This window comes from Streptomyces sp. NPDC086023 (assembly GCF_044540325.1).
Taxonomy (GTDB): domain Bacteria; phylum Actinomycetota; class Actinomycetes; order Streptomycetales; family Streptomycetaceae; genus Streptomyces.
Genome location: NZ_JBITRX010000027.1, coordinates 18,571 through 38,110 on the forward strand (window position 1 = coordinate 18,571; position 19,540 = coordinate 38,110).

Below are 19,540 nucleotides of genomic sequence, written 5' to 3' on the forward strand. Positions count from 1 at the left end.
GGAAAACCGGCGGACGCCCCAGCCGGAAGGCCGGCAGAAGCCCCAGCCGGAAGACCGGCAGACACCACTTCCGGAAGGACGGTCGGCTCCACCGGCGAAAAGACAGCGGGCGGTTCGGGGTTCAACGGGCATCTCCACGGAGGCGGTCGCCCACCCAGCGGGCGAGGGCGAGCGGACTGAGTGCGGCCACCGGCATGCCGGCGGCGACGAGCTGACGGGCCACGGGCACCGAGTAGCGGGGGGTGCCCGCGTCGTCGAGGGCCGCGCAGCCGAGCAGGTGGGCGCCCGACGCGGCCAGGGCCCGTACCTCGCCCAGCAGGCCGCCGACGGGCAGGCCCTCCTCGAAGTCGCTGACCACGACGACGAGGGTGCGGCTCGGGACGGTGATCAGCGAACGGGCGTGCGCGAGGCCGGCCGCGATGTGCGTGCCACCGCCGACGGACACTTCCAGCAGCAGGGACAGCGGGTCGTCCACCCGGTCGGTGAGGTCCACGACGTCGGTGGAGAACGCGAGGAAGTGGGTGGACAGCGCGGGCACTCCGGCCAGCACGGCGGCGGTCAGCGCGGACCAGACCACGGACGCCTCCATGGAACCGGACACGTCGACCACCAGGATCAGCCGCCAGTCGGCCTCCTTGCGCACCCGGGTGCTGAAGACCGGGCGTTCGGGCACGATGCTCACCCGGCCGTCCTCCGCCCGCCGGGCGTGCGCGAGGTTGGCGCGCAGGGTGCGGGCGAGGTCGAGGCGGCCGCCGGGACGGCGGGTCGGGCGCGGGGTGGTCAGCCCGGAGAGGGCCGGCCGGGTACGGGTGGCCAGCTCGCGGGTGAGTTCCTCGACCAGTCGCTTCACCAGCGGGCGCAGCCGGGCCAGTTGGTGCTCCGGCAGGCCGCCGGCCAGAGACAGAACCGAGGTGAGCAGCTCGACGGAGGGGCGTACGGAGGCCGGGTCGAGCTGCGTCAGCACGTCGGTGCGGCCCGCGTCGGCCGCCGCGGCGAGCACCTCCTCGCGGATGTCGGCACCGAACAGGGCCTCCAGTTCACCCGCCCATTCGCGGGCGGTGGGGAACGACGCCTCCTGGCCGCCGCCGGCACCCGGCACGCCGCCCCGGTCCAGATCGGCGGCGCCTTCGCCACGGCCCGTGCCGTACAGCTCGTCGAGGGCACGGGCGTGGCGACGGGCACCGTCGGGAAGACGGTCGTGCTCCCGTCCGAGCAGCAGCCGCCACCGGTCGGCGGTGGCGATGCGGTGCGGCTCGGACCGCCGAGGTCCGGTGGCCCCGGCGGGCACCTCGGCCCCGGCCACACCGACCCCGGCGGGTACCGGGACCAACTCCGGCTCGCCCGCACCGGCAACCAAACCCGCACCGCCCGCACCGGCAACCAAACCGGCATCACCCGCACCAGAAACCAAACTGGCACCGCCCGCACCCGGTGCACCCTCAGCACCCTCAGCACCCTCAGCACCCTCAGCACCCGGTACCGGTACCCCACTGCCCGGATCCTGCGGCACAGGCAAGGCCTTGAGTGCCGCGGCGCCGGCCGCGTCGGCCGCCGCCCACAGGGCGAGCAGCGCGGGCGCGGCCTCCAGGGTGAGGTCGATGCGGTCGCCGAGCCGTCCGGTGACGGTGTCGAGGAGCCGACCGCGCGCGGCCGGCGCCAGGGCGTCGAACCCGCCGCGCAGGGCGGGCAGCCGGTCCAGGAACCCCTGGTCGTCCAGGCTCTCGATGCGGTCCAGCAGGGGGTCGAGGGCGGCGGCGGACGCCTGGAGCAGGGGCCCGGCGGCGGTGAGGAGGCCGGTCAGCCGGCGGGTGAGCCGACGGCGTCCGGAGGTGTCCGTGGCGGTGTCGATCCAGCCGGCGGCCCGGTCGCCCAGGTCCTCCGTCGGGTCGAGCTGGAGCAGGGCCCGAACGGCCAGGGCAGCGCCCTGCATCAGCGGGGCCCCGGTGCCGGCGAGGCCGGCCAGGGACTGGTCCAGGCGCAGGCCGAGGTGGTGCGCGGCGGCCCGGTCGGCCAGGGCCACGAGCGCGGCGGCATCTGCGGGCTCCTCGCTGCCGGCGAGGCCGGGGAGGGTGCGGACGGCCGCCTCGAGGAGTTCCGCCGCGAGCCTGGCGGCCTCGGCACGGCCGGCCTCGCTGGTGCCGGGCAGGTGGCCGCGGTGCAGGGCGTCCAGCAGGTCGAGGGCCTCCAGGAGTTCGGGCAGGGTCGCCGACGCGGGCAGGGTCGCGGCGGCCTCCGCGAGCCGTGCGTCGACCAGTTCGGGCAGGTCGCAGCGGGCGGCCGCGGCCAGTCCCGTCAGGATCTGGGCGCAGGTCGGCCCGCCGTCGGCGGCCTCGCGGCGGGCGGTCGCCCGGAGCGTGCCGGCTGCGGCCTGGGCCACGGTGACACCGCGCACCCCGGCCAGGTCGAGGCGGGCGGGGACGGAAGGCGTCCAGCGCAGCCGCCACTTGGTGCCGAGCGCGGCCGCGTCGCCCGTGCCGGCGACCTTGAGGGGTTCGCCGTACGAGGCGCCGCAGACCAGCAGGCGCTGGAGCAGGACCTCGCGGCGGTGGTCGAGCGGTGAGCGCAGCGGCTCCAGGCGGACCTCGCGGGCACCCGGGTCGTCGGGGCAGGGCAGCCGCAGCGCGGCCAGCTCCTGCTCCACGGAGGGCGCGAGGCCGGAGCGGGGGGTGCCGGGGGCGAGGCGCCCGCGTGCGGTGCCGACGAGTGCGGCCTCCAGGGCACGGGCCAGCGCGCGACCCCGGCCGAGCAGTTCGCCCTGTCCCAGTACGGAGGTGACGGCCTCCAGCAGCTCGCCGCGCCCCGGCGCCGGGATTCCGCGCAGCCGCGCGAGGTCCCCGGCCAGCCGGAGCGTCTCCGCGGCCTCCCCGGTACCGGCGGTGTGTCCGGCGGCCCGCAGTTCCCGGCACACGTCGGTGACGGCCCGCGCCGCCTCCTCGTCCACCCGCCCGGGCTCGCCCCCGGCCCGCAGCACGGCCTGCTGCCACCGCGGATCCCGGATCCCGGCGGGATACCCGGACCGGGAGTCGAGCAGATCGAACGAATACGGAACGAGCGAGGTGACCAACCCCTCGCCCCCACCCGAACCGGGCACCGGACGCGCGCCGGCGGGGCCGTTCGGCATGTCCGGCACGTTGACGGAGCCGTCCACCGCTTCGGACGAGCCTGCGGCAGCAGGCAGACCCTCGGCGACCTCGGCCTCGCCGGAGGCACCGGCGGAGCCGGCCGGCGTGTCGGCACCGTCGGCGGAGCCCTGCGCGGTGCCGGGGACCGTGTCGGCGGCCGGCCGGCTCATGGTGCCCCGAGGCGTACCGGAGGCCGTGGCCGGGACGTTCGCGGTACCGGAGGCCGTGGCCGGGACGTTCGCGGTACCGGAGGCCGTGGCCGGGACGTTCGCGGTACCGGACGCGCCGGCCGGGACGTTCGCGGTGCCGGGCGTGGTCGTCCGGGAAGGGATCCCGGGTCCCCCGGGGGTGGCCGGCATCTGGAGCGCCGGGGCGTGGAAGGCGCCGATCACGGCCGCGACCTTGCGGCCCGAGGCGGCGGCGTCGCCGATCACGCGGCGCATGTGCGCCTCGCGGGCGAGGTCGGTGGCGGGGACTCCGCCGCCCGCCTCGGCGTCCTGGCGCAGGGCCCAGCCGACGCCCAGCGCGGCGCGCCGGACGGCCTCGGGCGTGCAGCCGGGTGCCAGGACCTCGACGGCGCGGTCCCACATGTCCTCGCCCTCCCGGCCGGTGCCGGCCGCGGCGAGCGCATCCGCGAAGGACCGCCCGGCGGTGACCGCAGGGGGCACCGGCACGTATCCGGGCTCGCCGCCACCGTCCGCGTCCGCCGCGGATGGGGAGAGGCTCGGTGCTTCCACGCCGGAGGCCGCGTCGGGGTCGGGGGCCTCCCCGATCGGCCCGGCAGGGCTGCCGGGTGCCTTCCCCTCGGGGGTGGTGACCGAGGGGACAGGGAGCGGGAGGTCCGGCCGGGAGGCCGTCCAGCCCTCGTCCGCCAGCGGCAGGTCGCAGCACAGGACCTGTGCCCCGCGCTCGCGGGCCCAGCGGATCGCGGCCAGTTCCGGGGAGAAGTCCGCGAAGGGGTAGAAGGCCAGGCGGCCGTCCGTGCCCACGCCCGCCAGGGCCACCGGCGCGACGGTCTCGGGGGCGGCCAGGTGCGGGAGCCAGTCCTGGAAGTCCGCGGGGAGCTCGACGCAGACCACCTCGGCGCCGGAGGCGTCCAGCAGGGCCGGGGTCATCGCGGCCAGGGCCGGGCTGTGGTGCCGCACCCCGAGCAGAAAGGGCTGCCGGGAGCCGGCCAGGGCCTCCACGGCCGCGTGGGGATCGTGCGTCGTACCGGAGGTCGTCACCGCAGGTTCCCCCGGAGGTCCCAGAGGCGGCGCCACATCGCGGAGCCGTCCTCGGCCCGGCGGCGGACCGGGCCGTCCCAGTAGCCGAGCATCCGCTCGTGGTCCGCGGGGTCGTCCTTGCGGACCACGCCCAGCAGGTGTCCCGGCAGCAGGTCGAGGACGTCACCGCCCGGCAGGTAGGCCGCGGCGACGCCGAGCGAGGCAGCGACCTGGACCGCTTCGGCGGTGGACATCACGGTGCCGGGACGCTCCACGTCCCAGCCCTCCGCGGAGCGACCGGTCCGCAGGTCGCGGAACACGGTCACCAGGGCGTCCAGTACCGCGTCGTCGACGCCGAACCCGGCACCGGCGCGCTCGACGGCGGCGACGGCCTGGCGGCGGATCAGGGCCGCCTCGGCGTCTGCGTCCGCGATGGGCTGCACCGTCTCGAAGTTGAACCGGCGCTTGAGGGCCGCGGACATCTCGGACACACCGCGGTCGCGCAGGTTGGCGGTGGCGATGACCGTGAAGCCGGGGGCCGCGCTGACCACCGCGTCCTCGGTCGCGGTCAGTTCGGGCACCGTGACCCGGCGCTCGGACAGGATCGACACCAGCGCGTCCTGCACCTCGGGCAGGCAGCGGGTGATCTCCTCGATGCGGGCCACCCGGCCGGTCCGCATGGCCGTCAGCACCGGAGAGTCGACGAGGGCGTCCGGGGTGGGCCCCTGGGCGAGCAGCTGGGCATAGTTCCAGCCGTACCGGAAGGCGTCCTCGTTGGTGCCCGCGGTGCCCTGGACGGTGAGGGCGCTGGTACCGCAGACGGCGGCCGACAGCAGCTCGGAGAGCATGGACTTGGCGGTGCCGGGGTCGCCGACGAGCAGCAGGCCGCGCTCGCCGGCGAGCGTCACGACGCAGCGTTCGACGAGGGACCGCTCGCCCACGAACTTGGGCGCGATGGTCAGCTTCGCGGGGAGGCCCGCGCGGCGGCGGGGCAGGGCGAGCTCCTCGCCGCCGCTGCCGCAGACGAAGGTCACCACGGCCCGGGGGGTCAGCGCCCAGCCGGGCGGGCGGGGGCCGGTGTCCTGGGCGGCGAGGAAGGCGAGTTCGGTCGCGTACCGCTCCTCGGCGGGCAGCACCTGACGGGCGGGCGGCGTCGCGCTCCCCCGGCGGGCGGGGCGTCCGGCCGCGGACTGTTCGGGCAGGTCCGGGAGGCCGGGCTGGGTGGTGACGGTCATGGTGTGCGGAGTCCTGTTCTCGGTGGGTGCGGTGTGTCGGTGAGGTGGGTGGGCGAACCCCCCGGTGCGTACCGGGGTGGGCCTGGCGCGTACCGGGGTGTTCGCCGCGCACCGGGCGGGTACGCCGCGCATCGGGGGGCTGACCCCGGTGCGCGGGCGGGTGCCGCCGGCCCGGTGCGCGGCCGGGTGCCGCCGGCCCGGCGGGCGGGCGGGTGCCGCCGGCCCGGCGGGCGGGCCGGCGGCACCGGTTCAGCGGCGCCGGGCGCGCCGCCGTACCTTCAGTTCCGCGAAGCGCGGCACGTCGCCGGAGCGGACCCGCTCCCAGGTCCTGCGGTACAGGTCGGCGACCGGCTCGGTCGGCATCAGGACGCCCAGGTGCGCCCTGCCGCCGGCGAGGAGCTCGTACATCGGGGCCTTCCACTCCTCGACCGGCACGACCGGCGAGGCGAGCTCGGCCCAGCCGCCCGGGAGGAAGAGGTTCCGCCCGGCGCGGGTACGGGCGGCCTCCACGACGAGGTCGGTGGCGGCCAGTTCGGCGCGGGCGGCCTTCAGCCGGGCCGGCTTCCAGCCCGTCCAGCGGGCCGTGTTCCGGTCGGTGGGGTCGGGCATCGCCAGCAGCATCAGGTACAGGGCGGCGGCGTCCTCGCCGAGCCCGTATTCGGCCGCCGCCTCGGCAACGAGGCCGGGCACCGAACGCGTCGGGTCCTGCGGCCACCAGGTGCCGTCCGCCGCGGTGCCGCCCGCCGCAGGCGCCCCCGGGTCGGCCAGCAGTGCCGCGAAGCGGAGGTCGCCGGCCAGCCTCAGCGCCGTCTCCGCCGGGAAGGGCTGCTGGTCGGTGCCGCGCAGCAGCGGCAGGTACGGGCAGCCGCCGGCGGAGTCCAGCAGGCTCGGGCGCAGCGCCGGCATCGGCTGCCCGTCGTGGGTGGCCATGACGACCGCGCCGTACTCCTCGTAGTGCTCGGTGGTACGGGTCGGGGCGCCGGCGGCCTTGCGGAACTCCGCCAGGCCGACGTACCGGCCCAGGCTGAGCATCAGGTCGGGGGCGGTGAGGCGGTCCCGGACCGCGGTCAGGGCGGGCGGCAGCTGCGCGCGCAGCGGGTCGCCCGCGGGCAGGCGGTGGGCCAGCCAGGCCAGCATGGCGACGGCGCCGGTGAGGACCTCGCCGGAGAAGCCCCCGTCCGCGCCGCCCTCCCGGGGGGCCACCCGGTCGCCCTTGACCTCCCACGCCACGTCGGTGCTGAGCGCGGCGGACGTGGCGGGTGAGAGCACCGCGGGCAGGGAACGCAGGGCCGGCCAGGCGCCCTTCACGCTCCGGTGGGCCTCCGTGACCAGCCACTGGGGGGTGGGGACTCGGCGGCCGACCAGGCGGTTCCACACCTCGGCCGCCGCGGCCGTGTCCGGTCCGTGCGTCCACAGGCGGGCCGGGTCCTCGGGCAGCAGGGCGCCGAGGACGGCCCGGCGCACCGCGCCCGTGACCGCCCCGAGGTCGTCCTTGGCGACGGCCGCGTCGGCCACCTTCACGCCGAGGAGGGTCCGCTGTTCGGGGGTGAGGAAGCCGCGCTCGTACGCGTCGACGCCGGGCAGGCCGGCGATCACGAGGCCGGCCAGGACGCCGGGGACGCCGGTGAGCCGGGCGAACTCCTCGACGGCCTCGGGCAGCCAGGGGGCGGGGCCGCGGTCGGCGGCCTCCTTGAGGAAGCGGGTCAGCCAGTCGGCCTCGCGGCCCGCGTCGCCGAGCGGGGACGCGCCGCGCTCGGTGTACGGGGCGGGCAGCTCGAAGCGGCCCGCGGGGTCGTGCTGGAGCATGCCGAGCGAGAAGCCGGTGGGCACGGAGACGCAGTGCTCGGTGCTGGCGAGGAAGGCGCCCTCGCCGAGCGGCAGTACGCCGCGGTGGTGGACGTTGTGGTGGGAGCCGTCCTCCTTGATCAGGTCGCGCTGGGTGAGCTCGACCGTGACGCGGCGCCACCGTCCGGTGGCCGCGGCGGCCAGGCCCAGGCCGTCGAGTTCGGCCAGCAGCGCGAGCAGGGCCTCGCGGTGCTCGTCCGTGGTCGTCGCGGAGACGGCCCGGTAGGCGAGCGCGGCGGGGTGCTCCAGGAACTCGGTCCAGGCCAGGCCGGCGTACGGCAGGCCGGGCACATCGCAGTGGAGCCGGCCGGGCACCGCGGCGGCCGCGGTGTCCGTGAGGGCGTCGGAGAAGGCCCGGAGTGCCTCGAACCAGCCGTGGCCGTCGTTGTTCATCCAGCCGTAGCGGGTGTTCCCGGTGAGGCCGGAGACCGCGTGGGCCAGGACTCCGTCGTTCGGGCCGTCCGGGACACGGGAGCCCGGCTCGGCGTCGGTGCCGGCCGCCAGGCGACGGGCGATGCCACCCAGGAGGGCCCGCTGGTCGAGGGCCTGGCCGAGCTGGGCGACGACGCCCTCGACCAGGGCCGGGTCGGTGACCTGGGGCAGCGCGGTGCGGACGAGGACGGTCAGTTCCGCGGTCGCGCGGGTGACGCCGGTGCCCTGGTGGGTGTACGTGTCCGGGGCCGGGACCGCTTTCGCGGCGGCGGCGAAGAGGGCGGACGCGGTGTCCGTACCGATGCCGCGGAGGGCGAGGGAGCCCTCGTGGTCCCGGGGGCGCAGGCAGAACCAGTGGTCGGCGGGCGGCAGTTTGGGACCGTGGCCGCCGTGGCCGGTGCCCGGCCGCATGCCCCCGGAGGCGGTGATGACGCCGTCCGGGTCGGTGAGGCGGAAGGACTGCCAGTGGTGGGACAGGGCGCGGGGGCGGTCGTCGCCGGGGAAGGTGACGGCGGCCACCGGGTACTCGCCGTCCTCGGGCACGGTCACGGTGCGTCCGGCGGTGTCGCCGGCCTGCCAGCCGCCGCCGGGCAGTGCGACGGCGCGCCAGCCGAGGAGGCCGTCCACGGGGGCGCCCGCGACCGAGCCCTCGACGTGCGGGGCGGGGCGCAGCCAGCTCGTGTTCTGGCACAGGGTGCTGCCCTCGGGCAGGCCCTGGAGGGCGTCGGCGAGGAACCCGGGGAGGGAGTGCCGGCCCCGGCTGCCGTCGGCGGGGTCGAACTCGTACCAGCCTGCCGGGCGCTCCTCGCCGTGCCAGGCCCAGTAGGTGATGCCGTCGGAGATCACCGGGCGTTCCAGGGGCAGCCGGGTGTCGCCGCGGTGCAGGACGCCCTCGCCGGTGGCGAGGCCGCCGTCCGGGAGCGGGAGGCCGATCTGCTGGAGGGCGAGGCGCCAGGACTGCTTGCCGTTGTCCAGCGGGAAGATCCGGTCGGGTGCCGTGTGCCAGTAGCCCTGTGCCTCTCCCCCGCCGTACCAGGGGCGCCAGCAGACGAGCAGCGCGCCGTCGGCGTACTGGAAGCCGGTGGAGCGGCGGTTGTCGCCGGGGATGCGCAGGTCGTGGACGAGCAGGGTGGAGTCGGCACCGATGACGCGGACCTGGCGGTCGTTGGCCACGATGAGGTGGGGCCAGGCGGAGACCACGGTCAGGTCGTTGCGGTTGCCCTTGGGGTCGAGTGCGGCGAGCGCCTCCTCCCAGGCGGGCCAGGTGAGTTCCTCGAAGAGTCCGCCGCGCAGGGTGCGGGCGAACAGCGCGCCGAGGTCGGTGGCGGCCGCGGCGGCGACCTCCGGTTCGGCCAGGGCGAGCGCCTCGGCGGGGAGCCAGGTGAGGCGGGCCGTCTTCTCGGGGAGCAGCGGCAGGCCGGTGGCGGCGGAGTCCCGCGCCACCTCCCGGACCCAGGCGGCGAGCATCGGCCGGCCGCCGGGCGACTCGGCCAGGCGGCGGATGGCGGTCCGGCTGAAGTCGTCGTCGCCGAAGGCGTACGCGGCCTGGTCGAACGCGGGCCGGAACCGCTCGTCGGCGGCGAGGGCCAGCAGGTCGCGCCGGCCGGCGGTGGCGGCCCAGCCGTTGAGGTTCAGCACCGCCTGCGGGCCCGGGCCGGCGACCGGGAGGCCGAGGGAGAGCAGAAGGTCGATCAGGTCGACGTCGCCGACGCCGACATCCAGCCCCTTCTCCCGGTCCGGCCCGTCGAGTTCGGCCCGCAGCCGGTCCGCGGCGCGGTTGACGACGTCGAGCAGGAGCGGCAGGCCGGGGCGCCTGCTCCACTGGGTGTGGCGGGCCTTGGCGAAGCGCTCCAGCCAGCCGGCGGCGCCGTCGGCGCAGCGCTCCTCCGGAGTGACGTCGGCCGACGTGAGGCCGGCGGTGGCGCCGGACTCCTCCAGGATGTCCAGCCACAGGGGGGACATCTCGTCGTCGTACCCCTCGCACGGCGGCATCAGGGTCAGCAGCGTGCCGCGCACGGCCGGCTCGCGGCGTCCCAGCGCGATGAGCGCGGGCTTGTGGGACTTCCACCAGGCGGTGGTGGCGCGCAGGGTGGCCGGCAGCGGCAGCAGCTCGGCGAGGAACTCCTGCTCGGCCGCGGCCGGGTCGAGTCCGGCGGCGCGGGCCAGCCGGCGCAGCGCGGGGGCGGCCTGGGCGGAGGGCGCCATGCCGCCGGCGGTGCGGCGTACGCACAGGCGGCGGAAGCGCTCGTACGCCTCGGGGGCGGCCACCCGCGCCTCCAGCTCCTTGGCGTAGGAGGTGAGAACGCGGACCGGCAGGGCACCGGCGAGGGCGAACTCCAGGAAGACGGCGTCGAGGCGGTCCTGGTCGACGGCCAGTCCGTGGGTCGCCTCGGCCTTGCGGGCGCGGGTGAAGAGCTGGGCCGCGAAGGTGGGGTTCTCCACGGACAGGAAGACGCGCGCGGCCTCCTCGTAGAAGACCGGCAGGAAGTGGGGGACGGCTGCGGCGAGCCGGCCGGCCAGCTCCTGGCAGTCCTCCAGGGCGGCCTTGGGCTTGGTCTTGGCGCGCCGCGCCACGCGCTCCATCTCGGGGACGAGGGCGAGGGCGTGGTGGCCGTCCTCGGGGTGGTGGACGAGCACCCACTCGGGGAAGCCGAGGGCCTGCCGGCGGCCGAGGCCGACCAGGGCGGGCTCGCCGTCGGGTACGAGGCCGAGGAAGCCGGTGGCGAGGTCCTCGGCGGCGCCGAGTTCGGCCGGGGCGAGGCGTACGACGACGCGCTCGTCGGCGAGGGCGGGGTGGCGGTACGCGCGGGCCGTGAGGTCCACGGCCTCCGGGCCGGCCCCCGGGGTGCCGTGCGGCAGCACCGCACCGGCCTTGAGCAGCAGTTCGGACTCGTGCGGGGGCCGCGGGGCCGGGGCGGCGGCGCTTCCGTGGGTGGTGGTCATGTCCGTGCTCTTCTTCGTCGTGGGTGGGGTGACGGGGGTGGCGGTGCCTGCGGTCGTGGTGCCGGTGGCGGCAGTGCCGGTTGTGGCGGTGCCGGTCGCAGTGGCGGCGCCGGCGCCGGTGCCGGTGCCGGTGCCGGTCGCGGCGGCGCCGGTGCCGGTCGTGGTGGAGGGACTGCCGCTCATGCGCCCGCGCCTTCCTCGATCCGGCGTCCCGCGTACAGCGCCGCGGCCATCCGCATGCCCTCCGACCAGGCCACCGGCCCGACCTCCCGCAGCGGCACGGCCCGGCCCTTGTCGTCCTGCCAGGTCAGGGCGCCGGTGGCGGAGTCCCCGTCCCAGTACGGCTCGCCGATCCAGACGGCCGCCTCGAGGCTGCGCCCGGCGTCGCGGACCGTGCAGGTGGCGTAGCCGCCGGAGACCCGGTAGCCGAGCCCGGTGGCGCGGGCCGCGAGGCGGAACCGGGAGGGGTAGGCGCCGCCGGCGAACTCCCGTACCTCCGTGGTCTCCGCCGCGAGCTCCGCCGGCTTGGTCCACGTCGCCCGGTGAATCTGCTCGACCCGCTGCACGATGCCGAGTTCGGCGGCGAACTCGCGTACGTCGGCCAGGTCGGGCAGCAGGACCGGGTGCGGGAGCGTCACCGTGGCCGGGGACAGCCGCACCGTCTCGCCGTCGAGGTCGACCACCTTGAGTTCGCCGGACTCGGTGGCCTCGCGCAGGAAGCCCACCTCCTCCGGGTCCTCGCCGACGACGGCGATGTCCCGCAGCGCGCTCTGCCAGGCCTCGTCGCGCCAGACGCGGGCGATCAGTGCCGTGGGCACCGGCAGGGAGGAGACCATCCAGCCGTCCACCTGCGCCACGCACGCGGCCTCGTGCCGGTCCAGCCACTCCGCGAGGCGGCGCAGCCGGTCCACCTCGGGGTGGTCGCGCAGGGCCTTGGGGAGTGTCTTCAACTGCCGTCCCGCGGCCCGGCCGGTCACAGCGCGTGCCGCCACCCGGCCCTCCACCAGGGCGATTTCATACCCTTCGCCCGCTGCCAGCCAGCCCATCGCTCGTGCCCCCTCGGTAAGTCCTGCCGATTCCAGCGCAGCCGGAACCAGGGGGTCCAACTCCCCCTGAGCTGCGGTATGAGCGGGACAGTAGCGGGGGCCACTGACAACGCCGATGGCGGCCCGTCACCTGGCGGGGTCTCATCGACCGGCGGGGAGCGCGGGGTTACCGTGCGTGAGGCCGAACCGGCTGGTGGGAGGGCGGGAGCCGACCGACCGGAGGATCCGGGACCGCTGCACGGAGAGCGGGACGCGCCGGACGCACGGCGCGGTTCCGTCGGAACGCCCCGGGGGGACAGGGCGACGCGGGGAAGCGGGGCATCGCCGCCCCGAAGGCCGGCAGGGGCCGGGAGGACGGGCGGGCAGCGGGGCCCTGCCAGGCCCCTGCCCCGTACACGGGCCGCCGGCGGGCAGGCAGCGGCGCGGGGCAGAGGGTCCCGCGGGGCCGGAGGCAGGCGCAACACGATGGCAGCGCACGGGGCAGGCGCACGGGGGCGGACGGACTGCATCCCGCCGGGTGGTCGGTACCGGCCCCGGCCGATGACGCGCAGCCGCGCGCTCGCGGGTCACCCGCCGACGCGCCGTGCGGTTGAGCGGGGCTCTCGGCGCAGACGAGCGGGGGACGCCCCTCAACCGGCGAGCCGGCGATCCGGCGAATTGGCGGGCCGGGTCGAGGCGGAGAGCGCGGGCAGCGCACGCCGCGGCCGGCGGGATGTCCCGGGCGCCGTGGCCCACGCCCGGGCGCCGTGGCGCTCCGGCCCTGGCGACAGGCGGGCGCGCGCGGCCGGTGCGGCCGTACGCGCGATGTCGCCCTCGGGCATGCCCCCGCAGCCGACGGGCCGTAACGCGCGTCGGCACTCGCGCGGGCCAGGTCGTGTCTTTCGGATCAGCCCGGGCCCGCGGCGTCTGGCACCGCGCCTCGGGCCCGGGCCGATCCGCCCTGATCCGCAAGACACGGCCTCGGTGCGGCCTCGCGACGTGGCGACCGACGTGGCGACCGACGTGGCGGGGAAGTCGCGTTCGCGGCCGGGAGGCGGCGCGGGGCACCTCCCCCGCGAGGCCTCCGCAAGGCATCGCACACCCCCCGTTTGCCTGGCCCGAATGGCGTACGACGCGGACATGGCACCTAATGACATTGCGTGCGCATCCAATGGCGCACAGCGACCGACGCGCGTCGAGCAAACCCCGCGCGTCGGCGAACGGAGTTCCGATGAACAAGACAATCGCGCCCGCGGCACCACCGGCAGACCGCCGCGGGCTTCCCGACGACCCCACTGCCACGGGCGAGGTGAGTGCGGACCCGCTGCACTCCCTGGTGAACACGGCGGCCGCGGGCCGACCGCTGGACCAGGTCGCCACCCTTCTCGACCTGCTCAACCAGGGCGGGCGCTATCCCGAACTCGTGGCGGAGGCCCTCCGCACCGCGGCCGTCTCGCGCCCCGTCCACGAGGTGGGCGAGCTGATCGACCTGCTGGCGAAGCCCCCGCGGGAGGGAGCCGAGGCCGAGATCGCGCTGCGCGCGGTCGCGCTCACCCGGCCCGTCGAGGACGTCGCCCAGCTGGTGGGCGTCCTCGCCGGCCAGGATCCCGCGGTACGCGGGACCACCGCACCGCCCCCGGTCCCCGATCCCGGTCCCCCGGAACGGGATGCGGACGGCGGCGCCGGTTCCACCGGTGACGCGGCCAGGGGCGGTACGGGCCGGGCTCCCGTCCGAACTGCCGCCGCCCGGAACCCCGGACACGTTCCCGTACGCATCGGCGGCGCGAGCGGGCACGGGGACGACGACGAGGCTCCCGGTGAGGACGCGGGGTCCCGGGTCCGCAGGTCCGCCGCGCTGCGGCTGGTCCTGCGCTGGCCCGTGGCCCTGGCGCTGCTCGTGGTCGCCGGGCTGCACCTGCCCGCGGATCCCGTGCCGTTGCTGTCGGCGGGTTCCGGGCGGCTCCTGCCGGCGGCGGTCGCAGCGCTGTGCCTCGGCTGTGCCGTGGTACTGGTCCTCCGGGACACGGCGGCCGCGTGGTGGGCAGCGGCCCTGGCCGCCGTGTCGGCCGTCGGCCTGCACGTACTGGGCAGGGTGACCGGCTTCGAGCCGCTCGCCGGGGCCTGGGGCGACTCCGTCCCCATGGCCGACGCCCTGGCGGTGCTGGCCGCGGGCCTCGCGGCCGTACTGGCCGCGGCGGTCCTGTACCCGACCGCCAGGCGCACCGGCTCAGGCCGGACCTGCTGAGCCCCGCCCACCGCGCCTCCGCCCGCCCCCGTGCCCTCCGCCCCCGCGGTGGGCACGGGGGCGGGCCTGTGCAGCGCCCCGAACCAGGCACTCAAGGCCGGACCCCGACCAGGCTCACCGCCCGCTCTGCGACCGCGCCGCGACACCGTAGGCGCGAGGGCGCCGACGACGGCCGAGGGGGGACGTCGGGCCCTTCACCGGGCCGGCATGCCTCCATGAGGACTGTTCACGACCATGGGCAGTGACCCGGCGGCAAGGTAGCGGTGATCCGGGAAGTGCTCGATGTGCCGGTGGCCGTCGTCGTCCGTCTCCGCAATCGACCGGAGCTCCCCGGCGAGGGCGTCCAGGCCCCGGCCACGCCGGGCGGACCCGGCATCATGGGCTGCGACCGGCACCGGACCACACGGGGGAGACACCGCATGGCCGCGTTTCATGCGTCCGCGCTGAGCGGGCTCGCCTGGAATCCGGCGCTCCCGACGGCGCTGCTGCTGCGCTTGCTGTCGCTGGACGGCCACGACGGCCTCGCCCTCGGGCACGCGCTCCGGCGCCCCCGGCTCCCGGAGGAGGCCGTCCTTCTCCTCCTGGGCCATCCCAATCCCGCGATCCGGGTCGAGTTCGCGACGAGCACCGGGGCCGGGCCCGACCAGCGGGCGCGGCTCGTGGACGACCCCTCCCCCGTGGTGCGGGCCGCTCTCGCGTACGGGCCCGAGCGGCGGGTGCCGCGTTCGACGGTGCTGCCGCTGCCGGACGACGTGTACGCCCGGCTGCTCCGGGACCCCGAGCCGTCCGTACGGGCCGCCCTGCTGGACTCCCCTTGGCTGACGCCCGCGTTCACGGCCTCGCTGACCGCCCACCACGATCCCGCGGCGCGCCTCCGCGCGGTGGGCGCGTGGGAGTTGCTGACGGCGGGCGAGCGGTCCGCGCTGGCGGCCGACCCCGACCCCGGGGTGCGGCGGGCCGCCGCGCTGCGGGAGTGCCGGAGCGACGCACGCGTCACGGCCCAGCTCCTCGGCGATCCGGAGGCCGCCGAGGAGGCGCTGCGCCGTGGACTCCTCCACCGCGCCGACGCCGAACGGTGCGTTGCCGAGCGGGCGCACCCGGCGGCGCTGGCCGGGAACCCGTCCCTGCCCGCCGACCTCGTGGAACTGCTGGCCGTGGACCCGGACGAACAGGTCCGGCTCGCGGTCTCCGTCCGGCCCGAACTGGGCGAGGCCCGGCGGATGTCGATCGAGTTCACCGTGGGGGACTTCGACCGGGGGGACGTGGGGTGGGTCCGAGACGGGCTCGCCGATCCCGACGTGCTGCGTCGCGCCGCGACCTCCGCCCACCCGCTGCTCCGCCGCACCGCCGCCCAGAGCCCCCACCTGCCGCCCGACCTCCTGGACGTGCTGGCCCGCAGCGGGGACCCCCTGGTGGAGGACCTCCTGGGCATCCACCACCCCGACACCCCGGAGGAAGTCCTGATGCGGGTGTTCGCCCGACTGGGCGGGACGTTCTCCGCCTGGATGGCCGAGACTCACCCGCGCTTCCCCCGCGAGGGCCTCGCCGCCCGGTACGCGGACCACCCGGACGGGAACCGCCGCCGGCTGGCCGTCCGTGACCCCGCGGCCACCCCCGAGCTGATCGAACGCCTCAGCCACGATCCGGCGGTCTGGACGCGTCAGGCGGCGGCCGAGGACCCGCGCCTCCCGCTGCCCCGGCTCCGCGAGGTGCTGCACGTCCCCGAACTGGCCTCCAGCGCGGGCGCCAACCCCGCACTCCCGGAGGACGAGATGACCGCCGTCCTCGACCGGGCCGGCGTCCCCGACTGACAGGGTCTCCGCCGCCTGCGGGCCGCGGAGGGACGCCGTCGGCCGGGCCCGCAGGCGGGCACGTCCGCCGGCGTCCGCACCGGACGGCCCCATGCGGGTCCCGTCCCCGACCGGGTACCCGCATCCGTACGCCCCCCACGCCCTCGGCTTTCCCGGCCGTCCGCCGGCAGCCGGGCGCGGGGACCGTGCAGGACGGCGAGGCTCGCGGCGGGCGGCGGCGTGGTCCGCGTCCTCGGCGCGGCCACGACCGGGCAACGCTCGCGTACGGGGCGGCCTGGTCCGCGTCACGGAGAGGGCCGGCAGGCGGGCGGCGGCATCCGGCACGCGCGCTCCAGGCGCTTTTCGGACATGTCCGGCCGAGTCGCGCGACCCGGGATCGGCACGGCCACGGTGCCCCCGTCGCCCGCGGGGGCGGGAGTGACACCTGGGGGCCCGCCAACGCTGTAGGGCATGAGACGACCCGCCCGCACACCCGACTCCCAGAGGCCATCCCCGCATGCACCGACCCCCCGGCATCCAGGACGACGACACCATGGAACTCCTCCTCGGCGACGCGGGCGCGCACGAGGCGGTGCCCGACCCGGCGTCGGCGGGCATACCCGAGGCCGGTCCGGTCTTCGTGGACAGTTCGGGCCGCCGGCAGCGGCGGGTGCGCCGGTGGGGCTACCTGCTGGTGGTGCCGGCACTGGCGTACGTCGCCCTGCTCGTCAGCACCCTCCTGGGCGGCCCCACGATCGAGGCACCTTTCCTGCCCTCCGCCCAGGCACCGCGCAGCGCCGAGCCGGCCGACCCGACGGGCGGCGCCGGCAGCCCCGCTCCCACCGGCGCGGACCCGACGGGCCACGACCCGCGCACCACCCCGGCCGACACCCGCGGGACGGTCCCCTCCCCCGGGCCGGGCGCCACGGCCGGCACCGGTGGCCCGGCACCCACGTCGGCGCCCACGACAGCGCCCGCGCCGACCAGGGCCACCGGCGGCCCCACGGCCAAGCCGACCCCGCCCGGCCAGGGGCGCGGCCGGGCCACCACCCCGCCCGGCCAGGGCGGCGGCAAGCCGACCTCGAAGCCGTAGTCCCCCGCCGCTCCCCCTCCCCCGCAGCAGGCAAGAACAGGAAGCACTCCCCCTTGGCCACCGCCTCCCGTCGCCGGGCCCGCGGCCGGCACACCACCGTCCGCGACGTCCCCGTGCGCACGCACTGGGTGCTGCTGACCACCCTCGTGCTGACCCTCTCGGCGGCGCTGCTCCTCCAGGGCTACACCCAGCACCTCTTCGACCGCACCCCCGACGCGACCCCCCGCGAGCCCGCGACCGCCACCTCCGTGCCCGCCGCCGTCGGCTCCGGCGGGCCGGTGATCGAAGGGTCCTCCGCCCGCACCACCGCCCCGGCGGCCCGCACGGTCTCCCTGACCTTCGACGACGGCCCGGACCCGGTCTGGACGCCGAAGGTCCTCGACGTGCTGCGGCGCCACGGGGTGCACGCCACCTTCTTCACCGTCGGCACCCGGGTCGCCGAGAACCCCGGGCTGGCCCGCCGGATCGTCGCCGAGGGGCACCAGATCGGCCTGCACAGCTTCACGCACACCGACCTCGGCTCGGCCTCGCCCTGGCGGCGCACGTTCGAGCTGCGCCAGAGCCAGCTGGTGGTCGCCGGCGCCACCGGGGTCACCACGCCGCTGCTGCGGCCGCCGTACTCGTCCACGAACCGGGCGCTCACCGATGCCGACTGGGACGCCGTCGCGCAGGCCGGGCGCGAGGGCTACCTCACGGTGCTGACCACGCGCGACAGCCAGGACTGGCGGCGCCCGGGCGTGGACCGGATCGTCGCGAACTCGACTCCGGCGGGCCGGTCCGGGCAGATCGTGCTGCTGCACGACGCGGGCGGGGACCGGGCGCAGACCGTCGCCGCGCTCGACCTGCTGGTGCCCCGGCTGAAGAAGGCCGGGTGGCGGTTCACCACGGTCGGCGAGGCCGTGTCCCTGCCCCGGACGGAACAGCCCGCCACGACCGCGCACGCGTGGCAGGGCTCCGCCCTGATCGCCGCGCTCCGCACCAGTGACTGGGTGCTGGACGGGCTGTCCTGGCTGCTGTGGGCGGCCGGTGCGATCAGCGCGCTCCGCGCGGTCGCCGTGTTCGTGGCCGCGCGGCGGCACGTGCGGATGCGCCGGAAGCCCTGGGGTCCGCCGGTCACCGAACCGGTGAGCGTGATCGTCCCGGCGTACAACGAGAGCGCGGGGATCGAGGCCGCCGTCCGCTCTCTGCTGGCCTCCGACCACCCGGTCGAGGTCATCGTGGTCGACGACGGGTCGAGTGACGGCACGGCCGACATCGTCGAGGCGCTGCGACTGCCCGGCGTCCGCGTCATCCGGCAGGAGAACGCCGGCAAGCCGGCCGCCCTCAACACCGGCATCGCCGCCGCCTCCTGCGACCTGCTGGTGATGGTCGACGGCGACACCGTGTTCGAGCCCGACGCGGTGCGGATGATCGTCCAGCCCTTCGCCGACCCCCGGGTGGGTGCCGTGTCGGGCAACGCCAAGGTGGTCAACCGGGGCGGTCTGCTGGGGCGCTGGCAGCACATCGAGTACGTGGTGGGCTTCAACCTCGACCGTCGTCTGTTCGACCTGGCCGAGTGCATGCCCACCGTGCCGGGTGCCGTGGGCGCCTTCCGGCGCGACGCGCTGCTGGCGGTGGGCGGGGTCAGCGAGATCACGCTGGCCGAGGACACCGACCTCACGATGGCGCTGTGCCGGGACGGCTGGCGGGTCGTGTACGAGGAGCGGGCCAAGGCCTGGACGGAGGCGCCGGCCTCGCTCGGGGCGCTGTGGAAGCAGCGCTACCGCTGGTGCTACGGCACCCTGCAGGCCATGTGGAAGCACCGCGGCGCGCTGGTGCAGCGCGGGCAGGCGGGCAAGCTGGGGCGGCGCGGGCTGGTGTACCTGCTGATGTTCCAGGTGCTGCTGCCGCTGCTCGCGCCGGTCGTGGACGTCTTCGCGGTGTACGGGCTGGTCTTCCTCGACCCGGTGCGCATCGTGGGGCTGTGGACGGCGTTCCTGCTGCTCCAGGTGCTGATGGGGCTGTACGCGTTCCGGCTGGACGGCGAGCGGCCGGGCCCGCTGTGGAGCCTGCCGCTCCAGCAGTTCGTCTACCGCCAGCTGATGTACCTGGTCGTGATCCAGTCGGTGTTCACCGCGATCGCCGGCTCCCGGCTGCGGTGGCAGCGGATGGAGCGGTACGGGAGCCTCTCGGTGCCGGTGCCGGTGCCGGTGCCGGTGCCGGTGGCGGTGCCGGTGGCGGTGGCGGCGGAGGCGGCCACCCCGGCGCCGGTGCCGGCGTACGACACTCCGGCCAGCGGGTACGGACAGGGCCACGACGCCCCGGCGACCGGGTACGGGCCGGAGTACGAGGCCGCGCCGGCGGCCGGTTACGCGCAGGGGTACGAGGGCCAGGGCGCCCACGAGCCCGGGTTCGACGAGGCGTACGGCCGGCAGGCGGCGCCGCGGTTCGGGTACGACCCCGGGCCCGCACCGGCGTACCGGCCGCGGGAGGCGCCGTACCCGGCGGCGCCGCAGAGCCAGATCCGGCCCTCGGAAGGCGGCCGGAACCGGTGGGACGAGCACGGGTGAGGCCGCCGGGGGCCGCGGGGCCGGTGAGGCGTTCTTGCGCGGCGGCCGCCGACCGG

General features: G+C 76.9%; 8 protein-coding genes. 4 read left to right on the forward strand and 4 right to left on the reverse strand.

Annotated features, from left to right (window positions below; translation table 11 throughout):
- Positions 1-121 precede the first annotated feature (121 nt).
- From ACIF6F_RS33720 to ACIF6F_RS33735, 4 genes are all read right to left on the reverse strand, one after another.
- The gene (locus ACIF6F_RS33720) at positions 122-4,348 is read right to left on the reverse strand and encodes a DUF5682 family protein (protein ID WP_399956058.1); all 4,227 of its coding nucleotides are present in this window, start codon (positions 4,346-4,348) and stop codon (positions 122-124) included.
- On the reverse strand, positions 4,345-5,562 hold the full coding sequence (locus tag ACIF6F_RS33725; RefSeq protein ID WP_399956060.1) for an AAA family ATPase: 1,218 nt from the start codon (positions 5,560-5,562) through the stop codon (positions 4,345-4,347). The genes ACIF6F_RS33720 and ACIF6F_RS33725 overlap by 4 nt, the downstream gene beginning before the upstream one ends.
- 249 nt (positions 5,563-5,811) lie before the next feature.
- Positions 5,812-10,965, reverse strand: coding sequence for a DNA-binding protein (locus tag ACIF6F_RS33730; protein ID WP_399956063.1), 5,154 nt, complete (start codon positions 10,963-10,965; stop codon positions 5,812-5,814).
- Entirely contained in the window at positions 10,962-11,828 is an 867-nt protein-coding gene (locus ACIF6F_RS33735) for a DUF4132 domain-containing protein (RefSeq protein ID WP_399956066.1), read from the reverse strand. Before ACIF6F_RS33735 ends, ACIF6F_RS33730 begins: the two co-directional genes overlap by 4 nt.
- Positions 11,829-13,038: 1,210 nt before the next feature.
- On the opposite strand from ACIF6F_RS33735, the gene ACIF6F_RS33740 reads away from it, so the two are divergent.
- The 4 genes from ACIF6F_RS33740 (at position 13,039) to ACIF6F_RS33755 (ending at position 19,484) form a co-directional block, all read left to right on the forward strand.
- On the forward strand, positions 13,039-14,052 hold the full coding sequence (locus tag ACIF6F_RS33740) for a hypothetical protein (protein WP_399956069.1): 1,014 nt from the start codon (positions 13,039-13,041) through the stop codon (positions 14,050-14,052).
- Between the two features lie 419 nt (positions 14,053-14,471).
- On the forward strand, positions 14,472-15,863 hold the full coding sequence (locus tag ACIF6F_RS33745; RefSeq protein ID WP_399956072.1) for a Mucin-2: 1,392 nt from the start codon (positions 14,472-14,474) through the stop codon (positions 15,861-15,863).
- 496 nt (positions 15,864-16,359) lie between these two features.
- Entirely contained in the window at positions 16,360-16,935 is a 576-nt protein-coding gene (locus ACIF6F_RS33750) for a hypothetical protein (RefSeq protein ID WP_399956075.1), read from the forward strand.
- A gap of 53 nt (positions 16,936-16,988) precedes the next feature.
- Positions 16,989-19,484, forward strand: a complete 2,496-nt coding sequence (locus ACIF6F_RS33755; protein WP_399956078.1) for a bifunctional polysaccharide deacetylase/glycosyltransferase family 2 protein — start codon at positions 16,989-16,991, stop codon at positions 19,482-19,484.
- Positions 19,485-19,540 lie beyond the last annotated feature (56 nt).

What these genes read in the sequence shown, in the direction of transcription:
- ACIF6F_RS33740 (WP_399956069.1), top strand. Translation starts at nt 13,039, where the DNA reads ATGAACAAGACAATCGCGCCCGCGGCACCACCGGCAGACCGCCGCGGG.
- ACIF6F_RS33745 (WP_399956072.1), top strand. Translation starts at nt 14,472, where the DNA reads ATGGCCGCGTTTCATGCGTCCGCGCTGAGCGGGCTCGCCTGGAATCCG.
- ACIF6F_RS33750 (WP_399956075.1), top strand. Translation starts at nt 16,360, where the DNA reads ATGCACCGACCCCCCGGCATCCAGGACGACGACACCATGGAACTCCTC.
- ACIF6F_RS33735 (WP_399956066.1), bottom strand. Translation starts at nt 11,828, where the DNA reads ATGGGCTGGCTGGCAGCGGGCGAAGGGTATGAAATCGCCCTGGTGGAG.
- ACIF6F_RS33730 (WP_399956063.1), bottom strand. Translation starts at nt 10,965, where the DNA reads ATGAGCGGCAGTCCCTCCACCACGACCGGCACCGGCGCCGCCGCGACC.
- ACIF6F_RS33725 (WP_399956060.1), bottom strand. Translation starts at nt 5,562, where the DNA reads ATGACCGTCACCACCCAGCCCGGCCTCCCGGACCTGCCCGAACAGTCC.